Source organism: Pseudomonas taiwanensis DSM 21245 (assembly GCF_000425785.1).
GTDB lineage: Bacteria > Pseudomonadota > Gammaproteobacteria > Pseudomonadales > Pseudomonadaceae > Aquipseudomonas > Aquipseudomonas taiwanensis.
The window spans coordinates 33,455-50,882 of sequence record NZ_AUEC01000021.1 but is presented as its reverse complement, the minus strand read 5'-3'; the positions used below and the strand labels follow the sequence as shown (position 1 = coordinate 50,882).

The window sequence follows — 17,428 nt, the reverse complement described above, 5'->3', positions numbered from 1 at the left end:
TCATTTACGCAGCGGATCGTCCCAGAAATGCCGATCCGCCTCTTGCTGGATATCGGCCCGGCTCAACCCCAAGTCCTGCAATGTCGCGTCACTGAGGCGAGCCAACTCCTGACGCTGGCGATACAACTGCAGCCAGCGCGCCAAACGCTCGATCGCCACATGCCACAGGTGGTTCAGGGAAAAGGTGGTGTGCTCGATGCTGCTGACATGACCTTTCATCGTGAGGCCCTCCGTGTTGATGGCTCCAGTCTCATCCCAGGCTTAAGATCAATCCAACGAATGTTTCTGATGCCATGCATCTCGGAGATTGATGCAATGTCCCACTATCAGAGTCTCGATGCCGATGTGCTGCGCACCTTCGTCGCCATTGCCGAACAAGGCGGCTTCACCCGCGCCGGCGAGGTGGTCAACCGCACGCAGTCGGCAGTCAGCATGCAGATGAAGCGCCTGGAAGAAGACATCCTCCAACGCCAGCTTTTCGAGCGCGACGGCCGCCAGGTGCGCCTGACCGCCGAAGGGCAAGTGTTGCTGGGTTATGCCCGGCGCATCCTCAAGCTGCACGGCGAGGTGTTCAACACCCTGCGCATGCCACACATGGTCGGCGTGGTGCGTATCGGCACGCCGGACGATTATGCGATGCGTTTTCTGCCGACAATCCTGTCGAGTTTCGCCCAGGCTTACCCGCTGGTGCAGGTGGAAGTGCACTGCGACTCGTCCAAGCAACTGATGCTGCGCCAGGACTTGGACCTGACCATCGTCACCCGCGAGCCGGGTAACGAAGTCGGCCAGCTGCTGCGCCAGGAGCGGCTGGTCTGGGCCGCTGCCGAAGGCTTCTGCCCACACGAGCAGCGGCCCGTGCCATTGGCGTTGTTCAACACCGATTGCTTCTGCCGCGCCTGGACCTGCAATGCCCTGGAGGCCCAGGGCATCGACTACCGCATTGCCTACACAAGCCCCAGCCTGGCGGCGATCTTCGCCATCGTCACCGCTGGGTTGGCGGTGACAGCGCAGCTGCAGAGCCTGATTGGCGGTAATGTGCGCATTCTTGGCGAACAGAGCGGTTTGCCGCAGTTGCCGCTGGCCAATGTGATGCTGCTGCGCAATTCGCAGAGCCAGTCACCGATTACCGACTGCATGGCCGACTACATCGTGGAAGGGTTCAAATGACCGCGGGCCACCACTGTCGGCTATAGCTCGAACCCAAGCATCGCCGCGCACACCACCAGAAACACGCAGAACAACGCCCGTAGCACTTTCTCGGGCAGTGCATGGGCCAGCCGCACACCCCAACTGATGCTGAGCAAGCCCCCCACCGCCAGTGGTATGCCCACGCTCCAGCTCACGCTGTGGTGCACACCGTAGGTCAGCAAGGTCACCGCCGTGCTTGGCGCCGCCAAGGCCAGGGACAGCCCTTGGGCTACCACCTGGGTGGTACCGAACACACTGGTGAGGATCGGCGTTGCGACCACGGCCCCGCCTACCCCGAACAATCCCCCCATGGCGCCCGAGAAGCTGCCCAGCACACCCAGCCACGGCCAGGGGTAGCGCAGCTCGGCGGAGGGTGGCGCCACCTTGAGGAACATCCGCGCCACGTTCCAGATGGCCAGGGCCACCAGGAAGCCGACGAAGCCCAGGCGCATCGACTGCGCGTCGATCCCCACTGCCCAGATCGACCCTAACCAGGCGAACAGCAGGCTGCACAGTGACAGCGGCAATGCATGGCGCAGCTCGATGCGATTGCGCTGGTGATAACGCCACAGCGCCAGCAACACGTTAGGGACCACCATCACCAGCGCGGTGCCCTGCGCCAATTGCTGATCGAGGCTGAACAACACACCCAACGCCGGGATCGCGATCAACCCTCCACCAATGCCGAACAGCCCACCCAGGGTACCCAGGGCTGCGCCCAGCGCGACATACATCAACCACTCGATCATCAGGGCCTCATCCGCCTGTATTTGGAATTCAAGCATGCTACCCAGTCAGGGCTGGCGGGGAAACGCACAGCAACGCACAATGGCTATGCGTGTTTCGCAAAGCAGAGTCGCCATGAGCCCCGACACCCTGACCGAACAACTGAGCCTGTTTCTCGATGTGCTGGAAACCAGCAGCTTCTCGGCCGCCGCCCGCCGTCACCCGCTGACGCCCTCGGCGGTGGCGCGGCGCATCGACAACCTGGAAGCGGCCGTCGGTAGCCGACTGTTCGTGCGCAGCACCCATGCCGTGCGTGCCACCCCCGCTGGCAATGCCTTCGCCGAGCGCGCCCGGCGCATCATCGAAGAGCTGCGCCTGGCCCGTGCCGAGGCAGTGTCGTTGAGCAATGCCCCGGAAGGCTTGATTCGCATCGACGCCCCGGCGGCATTCGGCCGTCGTCACCTGGCGCCGGCCATCGCCGATTTCCTGGTGGCCTACCCTGGCCTGGATGTACAACTGCGCCTGATCGACAGTTTCGTCGACCTGCATGGCAGCCACTTGGGCGAGGTGGATTTGGTGCTGCGCGCCGGCCCCCTGGCCGACACCCGACTGGTCGCCACACCGCTGGCCTACATGGTGCGTATCGCCTGCGCCAGCCCCGCCTACCTGGCCAACCGTGGCGTACCGGCTTGCCCCAGCGAGCTACCTGACCACGACGGCCTGGACTGGGACGGGCTCGCGCCGCCGTTCGCCTGGCGCTTCACGGTCGCGGGACAAACCCGCCTGTATCGCCCGCAGCGCATGCGCATGGCCGCCAACAACGCCGAAACGCTGCTGTTCGGCGCACTGGCAGGCTTGGGTGTCGCGCACCTGCCCACCTGGCTGATCAGCGACTACCTGCTGCGCGGTGAACTGATACCGCTGTTCTGCGAAGGCGGCCTGCCCGAGCCTGAGTCCAGCGGCATCTACGCACTGCGCCTTGAACATGAAACGAACTCTCGCAGCCGTTTACTGCTCGAATTTCTCAAGAGCCGCTTCAGCCCGGTTCCACCTTGGGACTTGGCCTTGCGAAGCGAATTGCGCTGGTAATGAGCGCGCCAATCATCAGCGTGCTAGATTTTCACATTGATCAATTTCAAGGATCTGCATGAACGCCGACCCCAAAGCCCCCTGTGACGAGCTGCTGTTGGATAACCAGGTCTGCTTCGCCCTGCACTCCACCTCGTTGCTGATGACCAAGGTCTACAAGCCGCTGCTGCAGGCGTTGGGGCTGACCTACCCGCAGTACCTGGCCATGCTCGTGCTCTGGGAGCAGGACGGCCTGACCGTGGGCGAAATCAGCCAACGCCTGCTCACCGACCCCGGCTCGCTTACCCCCCTGCTCAAACGCCTGGAAAGCGAAGGTTTGCTCAAGCGCACCCGCAGTCGCGAAGACGAACGCGTCGTCCTGGTGCAACTGACCGACAAGGGCCGTGCCCTCCACCAGCAAGCGCGCAGCGTGCCCCAGTGCATCCTCAAGGCCAGCGGCCATAGCCTGGAACGCTTGCAGCAGCTGCAAGCCGAACTGCTGGAACTACGCGACAACCTGCAGAAGAACCTCTGAGGACTATGCTCTGAGGTGGCCGTTCGGATGAATGGTCAAAGATTTATCTTGCGCACTAACTAATTGCGCGCTAATTTAAATCCCGTACCCACTCAGCGCCCCGGCGCACATCACTCAAGCGAGGCTCAACATGCAAAAGGTCACTCCGCTGTACATCGCCGAAGCCACCTCCACTGGCGGGCGCGACGGTAAATCCCGCTCCAGCGACGGCAAGCTGGAAGTCAAGCTGAGCACCCCGAAGGAGCTGGGCGGCGCGGGCGGTGACGGCACCAACCCCGAGCAACTGTTCGCTGCCGGTTATTCGGCCTGCTTCATCGGCGCCCTGAAATTCGTCGCAGGTCAGGAAAAGAAAGCCCTGCCAGCCGATGCCTCGATCACCGCGAACGTGGGCATCGGCCAGATCCCAGGTGGCTTTGGCCTGGACATCGACCTGCACATCAACCTGCCAGGTCTGGCGCAGGCCGATGCCGAAGGTTTGGTCGAGAAGGCGCACAAGGTTTGCCCGTATTCCAACGCCACTCGCGGTAACGTGGATGTGCGGCTGCATGTGACGGTGTGATGGATGCGCGCAGCCTCTGACACAACAGAGGCTTGCGCGGTCCCTGCAAAAGCGAAGATCCGCCAGCGGGCGAGATTCTCGCAAGCAAAAAAAACCCGGCCAAGGCCGGGTTTTCTGCGTATCGCAAGAAGTCTTACTTCTTGGAACGGCCCTTGAAGCTGCCGTCGCGGGTATCGATATCGATCCACTCGTCGATTTCGATGAAGTCGGCAACCTGTACTTCGGTACCGTTGGCCAGCTTGGCAGGCTTCATGACCTTGCCCGAGGTGTCGCCGCGGGCAGCGTTCTCGGTGTAGACGACCTGACGGCTGATGGTGGTCGGCAGTTCAACCGATACCACTTTCTCTTCGTACATGGTCAGGGCGCAGATGTCCTGCATGCCTTCTTCGATGTACGGCAGAACGGCGTCGATGTCTTCGGCGTTCAGTTCGTACATGGTGTAGTCGGTGGTGTCCATGAAGGTGTAGGCGTCACCGCTGATGAACGACAGAGTCACTTCCTTGCGATCGAGGATCACGTCGTCCAGCTTGTCGTCGGCGAAGTAGACGGTTTCAGTCTTGTAGCCGGTCAGCAGGTTCTTCAGCTTGGTCTTCATGATCGCGCTGTTGCGACCGGACTTGGTGAATTCGGCTTTCTGTACCAGCCACGGGTCGTTGTCGATCCGCAGTACGGTACCGGGTTTCAGTTCTTTACCAGTTTTCATTACAAAGTATCCGAATCTGGATGGATTTATAAAAATCGAGGCCGCGTATCATAGCCAATTTCGGTAAAACTGTACCAGCGTCATGGCAAGGTCCGGCTGAGCGGCCTGTTTGGTGCACCAATGGCGGGCATGCGCCTGCAGCTCGTCCCAGTGGGCCAGCACCCCGCGCCACGGGGCGCCCATGTCGCGATGCATGTTCCAGGCACGCCAGAGCTCGACCAGTGCTTCACCGGCTTCTTCCGACAACCCATGTCGATAAATCGCCAAGAACGCTTCAAGTTTTTCCCAGTGAGCGTTCTCGTCCTGCACATAGATGTGCCACAGCAGCGGCCGCCCTGCCCACTGGGCGCGGACGAAGGAGTCTTCGCCCCGCACGGCATTGAAGTCACAGCACCAGAGCACGCGGTCGTAGTCGTCCTGGCTGACGAAAGGCAGCACCTGCACTGTCAACGCGCCTTTGCGGCGCAGGTCGCCCGGGGCCAACGATGCCTCCCCCAGCCAACCTTGCAGGTCACCCAGGATACGCCCCTCCGGCACCAGCAAGTGGGTGGGCCGCTCTGCCTCGGCCATGGCATCGAGCCAACCACTCAGCTGCGAGTTCTCGTAGGCGAACAGCGAAACCAAGCGGGCATCGGCCTGGGGGTGCACTCCCAGCCGGTTAAGGAACGCCTCGCGTAGCCCGGGGCTGGCCTCGAAGGCCTCTCGTTGCACAAGCAAGGAGGCTTCGCGCAGCAAGCCGCCGGTCTTGTCGCTGAAACCGGGAAAGAAAAACACCGTGCGCAGGCCGCTGGGCTGCGGCGAAGGCAAGCCATGGCAACCTTCCACCCAGTCCTCGGCGCTGAGGTATTCCAGGTTCAGCCATAACGTCGAAGTGGGCTTCAACCCGTCGATGTAGGCCGGCGGCAAGCGGCAGCCAAAGGCACCGATCACGACCTCAGGGGCGTTCACTGGCTGCCAGTCGGTCGGCCAGCGGCGCACGTCGACGCCTTGCTGCCACTGCTGGTCGGCCGCAGGGTCGGCGCCAGGGCACAGGCGCACGAAGGCCTGCAGGTCATCCACCCACAGGCGCACCGCCAGGCCGTGCTCGGCCACCAGTTGCCGGGCCAGGCGCCAGGTAACGCCGATGTCGCCATAGTTGTCGACGACGGTGCAGAAAATGTCCCAGGTGGCCTTCATGTGCCCTACCCTCGTCGTACGGAAAAGCAGCGGATTCTGCGCATAAATTGTCGCCGACAAAAGCACCGACGCTGAAAAAACCCTCGGTGCCATGCGACAATACCCGCTCGTCCCGCCTTGCCAGGAGGCCACCATGCCCCGCCACCGTGAACTGAAAATCACCCTGAAGCCACTGCAATTGATCCTGTGCGTGGCTTTCGGCCTGTGGCTGGGCGCCGTGGCCATCGCCCTGAGCCTATGGCTGGCCTTGCAGTATTGGCCCGACCAGGTGCAGCCGGTGGCCCAGGCCGTCGCCCCCACCTACGCGCACCCCGCTGCACCACCTGTGCAACCAGCCGATGCGCAAAGCGAGATGTTCGAACGCTACAAAGACATCCTGCAAAAGCAGGAAATGCAACAGGCCGCCGAAGCTGCCCAAGGCAACCCACGCAATCTCAACAGCCCCAAGTGCCAGTTCTGGCTGCAACAGAACCGCACCGCGCCAACCGACAAGAGCCAGGCCAATGTCCTGGAGTTCTGCTACTGACCATGAACAAAGCCGCCCTCCTTGCCCAGATCGTCGCCACCCTGGAACACGACATGGACGTGTTGCGTCGCGCTGCCCAAAGCGCCTACGAAACCGCCACGGCTGAAGAGAATATCGCCGAGAACAAGTACGACACCCTGGGCCTCGAGGCCTCGTACCTGGCCACCGGCCAGGCCCGGCGCACGGCCGAGATTCGTCAGGCATTGCTGACCTACCAGCAGTTGGTGCTGCGCGACTACGACCCGTCGCGCGGGGTACAGGTGAGCAACCTGGTGACGCTGGAGGATGAAGATGGCGCACGTCGGGTGCTGTTCCTCGGGCCGGAAGCCGCCGGGCTGAAGATCGGCGAGGGGGATGAACGGGTAACCGTCATTACCCCTCGGTCGCCTTTGGGCCAGCAACTGGTTGGCAAGCGGGTCGAGGATGAAATCATCCTGGGCAACCAGGCGCTGTTTATCGTCGAGGTCGACTGACAGTACTTTACCGCCGGCAAGCAGCGATTCCTTCACGTCGCCTGCAAGGCATCGAACCGCGTCGCCAACCCCTGCGCGGCGAACTGCTGCGCCACGAAATCGATGAACGCCCGCGTTTTGCCCGGCAGCAATTTGTGCCCGGCGTAGTACAGGCAGATGTGCCCGTCGTCCACGTACCAATCCGGCAGCACCCGCTGCAGCCTTCCGGCCTCCAGGTAGGGCACGGCGAACGGCAGGCTGACCAGGGCAACCCCCAGCCCCTGCTGCGCCACGGCGCAAGCGGCATCTGAGTCGCTCATGGTCATGGCCTGTCGCATCAGCAACGGCTGCTGGTCTTGCCAGCGGCTGGTCAACGGCCAGGAACGCACCCGACCGGTCTGCGGCGAACGGATGAAAATGCCATCGTGACGCTGCAATGACGGCGGACCGTCTATCGGCGCATGGCGCAGCAGGTACTCAGGTGCCGCCACCAGAACCCGATGGGCCGGGGTGAGCTTGCGCGCCACCACGCCCAGGGGCAGATCGAAGCCGCCACCAATGGCCGCATCGAAACCCTGGCCGATCAGGTCGACCTGACGGTTATCGAAATGCCAGTCCGGAGTGATCGCTGGGTATTGCCGCAGAAATTCGCCCAACAGCGGCACCACGTACAAGCGCCCGAACACCGTGCCCATGCTCACCCTCAGCAGCCCGGCAGGCTGGCCCTCGGCACTGGCCAGGTTGGCTATGGCGTGCTGGATGGTGCGAAAACTGTCGCTGACCTCGCCCAGAAAGCGCTGGCCGGCTTCGGTCAGGGTCAGCTTGCGCGTACTACGCTGGAACAGACGCACACCCAGGCGCGCCTCCAACTGGGCGACATGCTTGCCCACTGCGGCAGGCGTGAGGCTCAACCGGCGGGCCGCCTCGGCGAAGCTACCCACCTCGGCGCTACGGATAAAACACTCGATGGCGCTGAACGATTCCATGGCCATGATTGGCAACCAAAAGTTTACTCAGCTGATAGTGATTGCCATCTTATCAGCACCTAATCGACGACTGATACTGCGTCCATCCACGGCATACGGCCTGGCTTTCCACTGGAGATCACTATGTCCAAGCAACTCACACTCGAAGGCAAGGTCGCCCTGGTCCAGGGCGGCTCGCGCGGTATCGGCGCAGCGATCGTGCGGCGTCTGGCCCGTGAGGGCGCCAAGGTCGCCTTCACCTATGTCAGCTCCGCCGGCCCCGCCGAAGAGCTGGCCCGGGAAATCAACGCGCAAGGCGGCCAGGCACTGGCGCTGCGCGCCGACAGTGCCGATGCAGCCGCCGTGCAAATGGCTGTGGATGACACGGTAAAACAGCTCGGCCGCCTCGATATCCTGGTCAATAACGCCGGCGTGCTGGCGGTGGCGCCAATCACCGAGTTCGACCTCGCCGAATTCGACCGCATGCTGGCAGTCAACGTGCGCAGCGTGTTCGTCGCCAGCCAGGCGGCAGCACGCTACATGAGCGAAGGTGGGCGGATCATCACCATCGGCAGTACCAACGCCGAACGCATGCCCTTCGCCGGTGGTGCCCCCTATGCCATGAGCAAATCCGCCCTGGTCGGCCTGACCCGCGGCATGGCTCGCGACCTGGGGCCAAGGGGCATCACGGTGAACAACGTGCAACCTGGCCCGGTGGACACCGACATGAACCCGGCCAGCGGGGAGTTTGCGGAAAGCCTCATTCCATTGATGGCCATCGGGCGTTACGGGCAGGCGGATGAAATCGCCAGCTTCGTCGCCTACCTGGCAGGACCGGAGGCTGGCTACATCACCGGGGCCAGCCTGACGGCAGATGGTGGGTTTGCGGCCTGAGATTCGGCTGGGGCTTTATCACCGGCAAGCTGGCTCCTACAGATAGCCCCACCGTGGGAGCTGGCTAGCCAGCGATCAGGCCCGATCCGCCAGCAGGTGCTGCTCCATGACTTCGAGAAACGCCCGCGCCGCCGGCGTCGGGCTCTGCGACCACACCGCGTACAAATGACGCACCGGCGCATCTCCCAGGCGCGCCACCGCCACACCCGGCATGCCTTCGGCCAGTCGCTCCGGCACCAGCCCCACAGCCATACCGCGTTGCACGAACTTCTCGACCAGACGAATATGGCCGATCTCGAACTGCACCCGCCGCTGCACGCCCACCGCCAGGAACGCCTCGTCGGTCTGGCGCCGCGCCCCCGTGCCTTCGGGGAAGTCCACCAAGACCTCGTTCGCCAGGTCAGCCAGCGCCAGTTGACCACGGCCAGCCAGGATGTGCGTGGGTGGCAACAACGCCACCAACTCCTCCCGTGCCAACAGACGGTGGCGCACCCCTTGCGGCTCCTCGCCCTGCCACAGACCGATGAACCCAACGTCCAGGCGCCGCTCGCACACATCGGCCACCAGCAGCTCGCTCTTGGCGGTCAACCAGCGTACGTCCACATCCGGATGGCGCCTGTGGAACACCGCCAGCAGATCAACCAGGTCCAACGCCGTGAGCGAACTGATCTCGCCAATCGACAGACGCCCCCTCACCTGGCCACAGGCCGCCGCGACGTCATCGGCAATCCGTCGGGCAGCTTGCACGGCCGGACGCGCACTGAGAACGAATGCTTCGCCTGCGTGGGTCAGGCGCACCCGCCGCGAACTGCGCTCGAACAGGCTCACGCCCAACTGCGCCTCCAGGCGCGCAACCTGATGACTGAGCGCCGATTGCACCACGTGGCAGCGCTCGGCGGCACGGGTGAAACTGCCGGTGTCGGCGACGGCCAGGGCGTACTCAAGCTGCTTGAGGTTCATCGAATCAATCTGCTTTTTAGATGGACAAGCTGAAAACTATACATTGGTGTCATTCTCAAGACTTCCCGATACTGACGCCCACTGATTTCTGCCCGCTACGAGATGCTCATGAACACCCCTACCCTCAGTCGCGCCCTCATCCTGCTGATGGCCACCGCCACTGGCCTGGCCGTGGCCAGCAACTACTACGCCCAGCCACTGCTGCACAGCATCGCCGAACAGTTCGGCCTGAGCACCGCCAGTGCCGGTAGCATCGTCATTGCCGCCCAGCTCAGTTATGGCGCGGGCCTGCTGCTGCTGGCACCGCTGGGCGACCTGTTCGAACAGCGCCGACTGATCGTGGTGATGACGGCCATCTCGACCTTGGGCCTGGTAATCAGCGCTTGCGCGCCGAGCCTGCCCTGGTTGCTGCTGGGCACGGCACTGACCGGGCTGTTCTCGGTGGTGGCGCAGATTCTGGTGCCCATGGCCGCGGCCCTGAGCGCGCCAGACCAGCGGGGCCGTGCGGTGGGTACGCTGATGAGCGGCCTGTTGCTGGGTATTCTGCTGGCCCGCACGGCTGCAGGATTCATGGCAGAACTCGGCGGGTGGCGCAGTATCTACGTGCTCGCGGCCGTCCTCATGGCGGTATCCGCCATCGCCCTCTATCGCAGTTTGCCGCAGCACAACAGCCATGCCGGGCTGAAGTACCCGGCACTGATCGGTTCGGTGTTCCGCCTGTTCGTGCAAGAACCGGTGCTGCGCCTGCGTTCTTTGCTTGGCCTGCTGGCATTCAGCCTGTTCGCGCTGTTCTGGACGCCACTGGCCTTCCTCCTGGCCAGTGAGCCCTACCACTATTCGGATGCCGTGATCGGGCTGTTCGGCCTGGCTGGCGCGGCGGGAGCGCTGTCGGCGAACTGGGCAGGTCGTTTGGCCGACCGCGGCAAGGGCTCACTGGGCACCACCGTCGGCCTGGTCGCACTGATGCTGTCGTGGGTGCCTCTGGGCTTTGCCGAGCAGTCCCTGCTGGCGCTGCTACTGGGCGTGCTGGTACTCGACCTGGCGGTGCAGCTGGTGCATGTGAGCAACCAGAACGCGGTGATTGCCCTTCGTCCAGAAGCCCGCACACGGCTCAATGCCGGGTACATCACGTGCTACTTCATTGGCGGCGCTTTGGGCTCGCTGCTGGGAACGCAATTGTTCCAGCACCACGGCTGGATGGGCATCGTCACGGCCGGCCTTGCCATTGGGGCGCTGGCACTGTTGGTCTGGGCAATGGCCGAGCGCAAACGCAAGCGTGCGCTACAACTTACCTGAGCCACGCCTGCCGGCAGGACCGCGACCAACCGCCACGTCCCTCCGTCGCCCGATCGTTGACTTGCCGGCCAAGGAGGGGCTCAGTAGGTGTTGGTCAAGACCCTTTCCCGACAGGACGACTCAATGACAAGGCTCACGGTTCAATCCGGCGATTTCTTGCAAGGTGAAGGCGAGTACCGCAATGGAGCGCTCACTCTCAAGACCCCGCGCAGCCCCTCGCCCGGCGAGCGGATTTCTCTCACACGAATCACCGACCTCAGGCTCGCCAGCCTTGAGTCCAGCCGCAGCCTGGGTACCGCGATCGGCTGGGGCGTGGCGGGTGCCTTGGTGGCAGGCCCGGTCGGCTTGCTGGCCGGGCTGTGGCTCGGCGGCAAGGAAGAGGAAGCGACCTTCCTCGCCACCTTCAAGGATGGTCGCAAGTTGATGGCCATCACCGACGGCAAGACCTGGTCGAAGATCGATGACAGTTGGCGTCGCCATCGGCATCCGGCCTCTAACGACTGAGTATTGCGGTGATGCCGCTATCGCGAGCAAGGCTCGCTCCTACGCGCCGGTCACCCAAAACGGTCGCGCGCAAATCCCGCAGGACTCAGTGGTCCGAAAAAACGTAGGAGCGAGCCTTGCTCGCGATGCGCCGCGCGGGCGGCGCTCGATCTCACAGCCGAAAAGATCTCCCGATGAACCCCTGTGAGCCCCAAAACAAAAAGCCCCCGAACCTTTCAGTTCGGGGGCTTTTCGCAGAATGTGGCGGTGAAGAAGGGATTTGAACCCTTGATACGATTTCTCGTATACACACTTTCCAGGCGTGCTCCTTCGACCACTCGGACACTTCACCGTTTTCTCTTCAAGCTATTCAGCCTGTCGAGGCGCGCTAATTTAGTAGAAGGCTTTTCCTTTGGCAAGCATTTTTTTCAGAATTTTCATGCGCTTAAGCAAATTCTCCGAAAAACCTCGCTTGGCAGGGCAATGCTGCCAATCTCGCTTGCGCTTTTACCCTCTCCTGACGCCCTCCCCCGACACGGCAAGGCATGGCGCGCAAACGCTGACTGACTGGTCAGCCTTACTGCTTTACCTGGCTGGCGGTGCTGGGTAACGTCGTTGCCACGTTACCCAAAGGACTCTGCCATGAGCGAGCTGATTACCTACCACGCCGAAGACGGCATCGTCACCCTGACCCTGAACAACGGCAAGGTCAACGCCATCTCGCCGGATGTCATCGTGGCCTTCAACGCAGCCCTGGATCGCGCAGCACAGGAACGGGCAGTGGTGATCATCACCGGCCAGCCGGGCATTCTTTCCGGGGGCTACGACCTCAAGGTGATGACCGCGGGCCCCAAGGAAGCCATCGGCCTGGTGACCGCAGGCTCGACCCTGACCCGCCGTTTGCTCTCGCACCCGTTCCCGATCATCGTCGCCTGCCCGGGCAATGCCGTGGCCAAGGGTGCCTTCCTGTTGCTGTCGGCCGACTACCGCATCGGCGTCGAAGGGCCTTACAAGATTTGCCTGAACGAAGTGCAGATCGGCATGACCATGCACCATGCCGGCATCGAGCTGGCACGGGACCGGTTGAGCCGCGCCGCGTTCCAGCGTGCGGTCAACAATGCCGAGGTATTCCCCCCGCAGGCGGCCGTGGACGCTGGCTTCCTCGACAAGGTAGTGCCTGCCGAGCAGCTGCAGGAAGCCGCCCTGGCGGCGGCGCGTGAGCTGAAGAAACTCAACATGCTGGCCCACAAGAACACCAAGCTGAAAGTGCGCAAAGGGCTGTTGGATGCCCTGGATGAAGCAATCCTGGCGGACCAGAACCCTATGGGTTGAGCCCCACCAAGGATGCCGCCCCTGTGGGAGCGCCCTGTCGCGACGCAAGGCTGCTCCCACGACAATGAGACCTTCACAGGCGCTCACCCAAGGTTTGCCCCAAACAGTGCACAGCCGTACACTGCGCCGCGACTGTCTGGTGTGAGTCGTACCATGCTTTATTCCCTTCGCATGCTCCTGCTGGGGCTGCACTTTCTGCTGGTGGGTGCCGTCGGCCTGGTCATTGGCCTGTGCCGCCCTTTCAACCCCGACAACAGCCGTATCTTTGCCCGACTATACAGCCTGCCGGCCACCTGGATGATGCGCATCAAGGTCAAGTCCGAAGTGGGCCCGCTGTGGGACCAGCCCCCCGGTTGCGTGATCGTCGCCAACCACCAGTCCAACTTCGACCTGTTCATCCTTGGCCATGTGGTACCGCAGCGGACCGTGGCCATCGGCAAGAAAAGCCTGGGCTGGATTCCGCTGTTCGGCCAGTTGTTCTGGCTTGGCGGCAACGTGCTGGTCGACCGCCAGAACGCCTACCAGGCGCGCAAAGCCATGCAGCAGACCACCCGTACCCTGCGCAACGACACCTCGATCTGGATTTTCCCGGAGGGCACGCGCAACCCCGAAGCGAAGTTGCTGGCGTTCAAGAAAGGCGCCTTTCACATGGCCGTCGAAGCCGGTGTGCCAATCGTGCCGGTGTGCGTCAGCCGCTACGCCCGACGCCTGAGTCTCAACAGCTGGCGCCAGCGCACGGTGATCGTGCGGTCGCTGCCACCCATCGCCACCACCGGCATGACCCAGCAAGACCTGCCGGCCCTGATCGAACACTGCCGCACGCAAATGCAGCAGTGCATCGACCACATGGAAAACGAACTGCCCCATGCCTGACTTCGCCTAACCGACAGGTTGCTCTCGCGCCCTTCACGGCCCAAGCTGTAGGACGTGTTCAACCGACAAAAGCGGACAACCATGGGGCGAGTCGTGGCATCGGCGGTGTACAGCGCCGGCAGAAAAGTCACCAACATCAGCATCGACGAAGGCAGCGAGTGGGCACGCAAGCCAGGGCACTTCGTCTGGATCGGCCTGGAAGAGCCCAACGCCGAGGAGCTGGCCAACCTGCAGTGCCAGTTCAACCTGCACGAACTGGCTATCGAAGATGCCCTGGAAAAGCACAGCCGCCCCAAGCTGGAAACCTTCGGCGACGCCCTGTTCATCGTCACCTACTCCCCCGTCCGACATGAAGGCAAGCTGGAATTCATCGAAACCCATATCTTCGCTGGCAACGGGTACATCATCACGTGCCGTAACGGCCACTCGAAATCCTACGCCCTGGTGCGTCAACGCTGCGAGGCGCGCCCCCTGCTGCTGGAACATGGCGAAGACTTCGTGCTGTACGCGCTGCTCGACTTCGTCACCGAGAACTACCAGCCCGTCAGCGAAGCCATTCATGGCGAAATCGAGGAGCTGGAGCAAAGCGTGCTCAGCGGCTCGCTGAAGGAAGAAGACATCCAGCGCCTGCACAGCCTGCGCCGCGACATCCTGCGCCTGCGCCGCTACGTGGCACCGATGGTGGAAGTGAGCGAGGAACTGCAGCGCCTGAGTTTCCCGTTCATCGACAAGAACATGCGCCCGTACTTTCGCGACGTGCAGATCCATGTCACCCGGCAGATGGAGGATTTGGCCGGCATTCGTGACATCGCCAGCCAGACCATCGAGATCGGCATGCTGCTGGAGTCGTCACGGCAGAGCATCGTGCAGCGCAAGTTCGCCGCCTGGGCGGCGATTCTCGCCTTCCCCACGGCGATTGCCGGCATCTACGGGATGAACTTCCAGAACATGCCGGAACTGGGCTGGCACTATGGCTACTTTGGCGTGCTGGGGTTGATTGGCGTGGGGTGTACGGCGCTGTATGCCAGTTTCAAGCGGTCGGGGTGGTTGTAGAGGCTGTCGCGCAGCCCCGTCGACGGCCAGCCGGCTCCTACCTCAGGACCCGGCTGGCTGGCGATCACGCGGCGTTATCGCCGGCCTTCGCCGTCTGCCCAACGAAGCGCATCATCCATTCCCCGACCAGGTCGCCCTGGTGCTCCGAGGCCAGGCTGGCAACGGCCTTCTGGTACACCTCATGCCCCAGGAAGTCCTTGCGCGCGTCGAGCAGTGCCCGGGAGTAGTCGTGAACGAACTCTGGGTGGCCCTGGAAGCACAGCACCTGGTCACGAATGTGATAGGCAGCATTCGGGCAGAAATCGCTGGAGGCGATCACCGTGGCGCCTTCGGGCAACTCGGTCACCTGGTCCTGGTGGCTGATCAGCAGGGTCAGTTCTGACACTTCCGGGTCCATCCATGGCGCATGGGCTGCCAGCGAATAACGGTGGATGCCCACCCCCCAACCCTTGTCGGCACGTTCAGCCTTGCCACCGAGGGTCAACGCCAGGAGCTGGTGGCCGAAGCACACGCCCAGAAGCTTCTCGCCACGCTCATAAAGCTTGAGCAGGTAGGCCTTGAGGGTCTGGATCCAGGGGTCATCACCGAACGAGTCAGCCTTGCTGCCTGTGACCAGGTAGGCATCGAACTTATCGCCATCGGGTGGGTAGTCACCGTTCATGACGTTGTACACGTCGAATTCGGCGGCAATGGGCTGACGCGAGAACAGCTGCTCGAACATCCTTCCGTAGCCCTGGTACTGCGCGACCAGCTCAGGTCGCAGGACATCGGTTTCAAGGATGCAGATGCGTAACGACATAGGGATAGTCCTGAACGACATGGGTGGGAATCTGCTGTAGAGACTGACGCGAAAGGCACGTACAAGCAAGTAGGCTGCACTGACGAACGGTCACATTTCGTCGGCGTCCTGGTCCCGGGTACGCAGCGGTCTAGCCAGAGGATGCCAGCAAGCTGGCCTTTGGCCTCATAACCGTATTTCAGCAATTTGCTCATCTTTTAGAACAAAGGGTTCTCTGGTATGGATGACGTAACCCCTACCTTTGGTTGTATATGCAGTAACAAGAGGCAAACAGAGTGGGCGCCAGGCGCGCCACTGTGATCGACCCGAAGCGCGACAAGGAAGCCAACGGGTATTCAGGAATAACAACAAGAAGGCGGTCAGCCATGTTCAGACAATCGAAAATTCGCCAAGCTGGGCTCATTCTCTTCGCCACGACTTTGCTGCTGATTCTCCCGAACCTTACCCGCTTGTTCGGATGATGGTGGCTGTGGCCTTTTCAGGCAATGCACAGGTAACCTGCCAACCTTGATGGTTGGAGACCTCCCATGCGCGTCTGCCTTGCTCTGCTAGCCCTCCTTCTCAGCCTGCCCCTCAAGGCGGCGCAACTGCACCTTGAACTGGGCGATACGCCGCGTCAGTTAAGCAGCCGCGACCTGCTCGACCACCCCAAGGCGCAAGACATCAGCATCGAGCAGGATGTCTCGTACAAGCGCCCCATGCATTACCGCGCGGTGCCTCTGGCCGCACTGCTGGACGGGGTGAGCGACAACGACCATCTGCAAGCCGTGGCGCTGGATGGCTTTGCCGCCGAAATGCCAGCAGGGCCACTGCTGCAGCATGGCCCGGCACAAGCCTGGCTGGCGGTCGAGGACCCGGCTGCCCCTTGGCCGGCGCTGGGTGACGGCAAGCCCAGTGCCGGGCCGTTCTACCTGGTCTGGACCCAACCGCAGGCGAGCGGGATTCGCCCGGAACAATGGCCGTTCCAGATCACCACCCTGCGCCGCCTGGCGCCCGTGGAACAGCGTTTCCCAGCCCTGCTGCCCGACCCGCGCTTACCGGCCAATGACCCGGTACGCGAGGGTTTTGCGCTGTTCCAACAGAACTGCCTGGCGTGCCACCGGCTCAATGGCGCTGGCGATGCGCAGTTCGGTCCGGACCTGAACCTGCCGCACAACCCCACCGAGTATTTCCAGCCGGCGTTCCTGCGCCAGTACATTCGCGACCCGCAAAGCCTGCGGCACTGGCCACAGGCCAGGATGCCGGGTTTTGCCGAAAATGTGTTGAGTGATCAGGCGCTGGACGCGTTGCTGGCTTACTTGGGGCATATGGCCTTGCGCAAGCCCTGAGGGCCTGAGGCAAGGCCGCGCCCATCGCTAGGCGATGGGCCGTTCCTGTTTGACGCCCCACCCTTCGAGCTCTCCGCCCAAGGGCGAGATCACGGCCTCGAAGGCTTCCTCGAATGCACCAATGCCGCAGTAAGTGGCGTACATGACCTTGCTGAGTTCCAGGTGCCAGACGCCATCGTCCAGCTCACGCACCTGGGCGTTGATGGACTCGCCGCGAAACTGTCCGGCGGCTCGTCGCGCACCGGCTTCGTCGGGGAATACGGCATAGAACTCAATGGGATGGATGCGGGTGAAGTCGAAACCGCCTGCTTTCATCTGGCGCAGGACATTGCTGCTGATATCGTCGTTCTGGCTGCTCATGAAACGTCCTCCTGCAAAGCAATGGATAGACTTTCCGTGCACTACGCACCTGCCGGCAGAACCGGTCAGATCGAGCTGATGCGAGACGCGAACCAAGGGGGTGCCGACCTGCTGAACGGCCGGCACCTCACACCAGCGTAGTGCCTGCCACG

At 62.6% G+C, this 17,428-nt stretch carries 21 protein-coding genes and 1 tRNA gene; 13 read left to right on the top strand and 9 right to left on the bottom strand.

Annotation, left to right across the window (positions count from 1 at the left end; all coding sequences use genetic code 11):
* Complete coding sequence (locus tag H620_RS0109865; RefSeq protein WP_023379362.1) at positions 1–219, bottom strand: DUF1127 domain-containing protein; 219 nt, start codon at positions 217–219, stop codon at positions 1–3.
* Positions 220–315: 96 nt separating this feature from the next.
* Between H620_RS0109865 and H620_RS0109860 the strand changes: the two genes are divergently transcribed.
* Entirely contained in the window at positions 316–1,167 is an 852-nt protein-coding gene (locus H620_RS0109860; RefSeq protein WP_023379361.1) for a LysR substrate-binding domain-containing protein, read from the top strand.
* A gap of 20 nt (positions 1,168–1,187) precedes the next feature.
* Here the strand turns inward: H620_RS0109860 and H620_RS0109855 are convergent, their stop codons facing one another.
* On the bottom strand, positions 1,188–1,937 hold the full coding sequence (locus H620_RS0109855; RefSeq protein ID WP_027907251.1) for a sulfite exporter TauE/SafE family protein: 750 nt from the start codon (positions 1,935–1,937) through the stop codon (positions 1,188–1,190).
* Positions 1,938–2,049: 112 nt separating this feature from the next.
* Here H620_RS0109855 and H620_RS0109850 point away from each other — a divergent pair, with 112 nt between their 5' ends.
* The 3 genes from H620_RS0109850 (at position 2,050) to H620_RS0109840 (ending at position 4,076) form a co-directional block, all read left to right on the top strand.
* Positions 2,050–3,003, top strand: coding sequence for a LysR family transcriptional regulator (locus H620_RS0109850; RefSeq protein WP_027907250.1), 954 nt, complete (start codon positions 2,050–2,052; stop codon positions 3,001–3,003).
* A 58-nt stretch (positions 3,004–3,061) separates the two neighbouring features.
* A complete protein-coding gene (locus H620_RS0109845; RefSeq protein ID WP_023379358.1) occupies positions 3,062–3,517 on the top strand; it encodes a MarR family winged helix-turn-helix transcriptional regulator in 456 nt (151 codons plus the stop codon).
* 130 nt (positions 3,518–3,647) lie between these two features.
* Positions 3,648–4,076 carry an organic hydroperoxide resistance protein gene (locus tag H620_RS0109840; RefSeq protein WP_023379357.1) on the top strand — a complete coding sequence of 143 codons (429 nt, stop codon included), beginning with the start codon at positions 3,648–3,650 and terminating at the stop codon, positions 4,074–4,076.
* A gap of 133 nt (positions 4,077–4,209) precedes the next feature.
* Here H620_RS0109840 and efp read toward each other — a convergent pair whose 3' ends face one another.
* On the bottom strand, positions 4,210–4,779 hold the full coding sequence (gene efp / locus H620_RS0109835) for an elongation factor P (RefSeq protein ID WP_023379356.1): 570 nt from the start codon (positions 4,777–4,779) through the stop codon (positions 4,210–4,212).
* A 48-nt stretch (positions 4,780–4,827) separates the two neighbouring features.
* A complete protein-coding gene (earP, locus tag H620_RS0109830) occupies positions 4,828–5,955 on the bottom strand; it encodes an elongation factor P maturation arginine rhamnosyltransferase EarP (RefSeq protein ID WP_023379355.1) in 1,128 nt (375 codons plus the stop codon).
* Between the two features lie 133 nt (positions 5,956–6,088).
* On the opposite strand from earP, the gene H620_RS0109825 reads away from it, so the two are divergent.
* Complete coding sequence (locus tag H620_RS0109825; RefSeq protein WP_023379354.1) at positions 6,089–6,481, top strand: hypothetical protein; 393 nt, start codon at positions 6,089–6,091, stop codon at positions 6,479–6,481.
* A gap of 2 nt (positions 6,482–6,483) precedes the next feature.
* Complete coding sequence (locus H620_RS0109820) at positions 6,484–6,954, top strand: GreA/GreB family elongation factor (protein WP_023379353.1); 471 nt, start codon at positions 6,484–6,486, stop codon at positions 6,952–6,954.
* Between the two features lie 32 nt (positions 6,955–6,986).
* Here the strand turns inward: H620_RS0109820 and H620_RS0109815 are convergent, their stop codons facing one another.
* On the bottom strand, positions 6,987–7,925 hold the full coding sequence (locus tag H620_RS0109815) for a LysR family transcriptional regulator (RefSeq protein WP_027907249.1): 939 nt from the start codon (positions 7,923–7,925) through the stop codon (positions 6,987–6,989).
* Between the two features lie 117 nt (positions 7,926–8,042).
* Between H620_RS0109815 and H620_RS0109810 the strand changes: the two genes are divergently transcribed.
* A complete protein-coding gene (locus tag H620_RS0109810) occupies positions 8,043–8,792 on the top strand; it encodes a 3-oxoacyl-ACP reductase family protein (RefSeq protein WP_023379351.1) in 750 nt (249 codons plus the stop codon).
* 75 nt (positions 8,793–8,867) lie between these two features.
* Here H620_RS0109810 and H620_RS0109805 read toward each other — a convergent pair whose 3' ends face one another.
* Positions 8,868–9,752, bottom strand: coding sequence for a LysR family transcriptional regulator (locus H620_RS0109805; RefSeq protein ID WP_023379350.1), 885 nt, complete (start codon positions 9,750–9,752; stop codon positions 8,868–8,870).
* Positions 9,753–9,860: 108 nt separating this feature from the next.
* Here H620_RS0109805 and H620_RS0109800 point away from each other — a divergent pair, with 108 nt between their 5' ends.
* Entirely contained in the window at positions 9,861–11,048 is a 1,188-nt protein-coding gene (locus tag H620_RS0109800) for an MFS transporter (protein WP_023379349.1), read from the top strand.
* 123 nt (positions 11,049–11,171) lie between these two features.
* Positions 11,172–11,552 carry a hypothetical protein gene (locus H620_RS0109795; RefSeq protein WP_023379348.1) on the top strand — a complete coding sequence of 127 codons (381 nt, stop codon included), beginning with the start codon at positions 11,172–11,174 and terminating at the stop codon, positions 11,550–11,552.
* A gap of 241 nt (positions 11,553–11,793) precedes the next feature.
* On the opposite strand, the gene H620_RS0109790 is transcribed toward H620_RS0109795, so the two are convergent.
* Positions 11,794–11,883 (bottom strand) — tRNA-Ser (locus H620_RS0109790).
* Between the two features lie 290 nt (positions 11,884–12,173).
* Here H620_RS0109790 and H620_RS0109785 point away from each other — a divergent pair.
* The 3 genes from H620_RS0109785 to H620_RS0109775 all read left to right on the top strand — a co-directional run bounded on the left by H620_RS0109785 (position 12,174) and on the right by H620_RS0109775 (position 14,789).
* A complete protein-coding gene (locus H620_RS0109785; protein ID WP_027907248.1) occupies positions 12,174–12,863 on the top strand; it encodes a crotonase/enoyl-CoA hydratase family protein in 690 nt (229 codons plus the stop codon).
* A gap of 153 nt (positions 12,864–13,016) precedes the next feature.
* Positions 13,017–13,736: a lysophospholipid acyltransferase family protein gene (locus tag H620_RS0109780; RefSeq protein ID WP_023379346.1), complete on the top strand. Its 720-nt coding sequence runs from the start codon at positions 13,017–13,019 to the stop codon at positions 13,734–13,736.
* An 81-nt stretch (positions 13,737–13,817) separates the two neighbouring features.
* Positions 13,818–14,789 (top strand): magnesium and cobalt transport protein CorA, encoded by a 972-nt coding sequence (locus tag H620_RS0109775; protein ID WP_023379345.1) that lies wholly within the window; start codon positions 13,818–13,820, stop codon positions 14,787–14,789.
* Between the two features lie 64 nt (positions 14,790–14,853).
* On the opposite strand, the gene H620_RS0109770 is transcribed toward H620_RS0109775, so the two are convergent.
* Positions 14,854–15,588: an amidotransferase gene (locus H620_RS0109770; RefSeq protein WP_023379344.1), complete on the bottom strand. Its 735-nt coding sequence runs from the start codon at positions 15,586–15,588 to the stop codon at positions 14,854–14,856.
* Between the two features lie 527 nt (positions 15,589–16,115).
* Here H620_RS0109770 and H620_RS0109760 point away from each other — a divergent pair.
* Positions 16,116–16,916, top strand: a complete 801-nt coding sequence (locus H620_RS0109760) for a cytochrome c (RefSeq protein ID WP_023379343.1) — start codon at positions 16,116–16,118, stop codon at positions 16,914–16,916.
* Positions 16,917–16,943: 27 nt separating this feature from the next.
* On the opposite strand, the gene H620_RS0109755 is transcribed toward H620_RS0109760, so the two are convergent.
* Complete coding sequence (locus H620_RS0109755; protein WP_023379342.1) at positions 16,944–17,276, bottom strand: ribonuclease E inhibitor RraB; 333 nt, start codon at positions 17,274–17,276, stop codon at positions 16,944–16,946.
* Between the last annotated feature and the right edge of the window lie 152 nt (positions 17,277–17,428).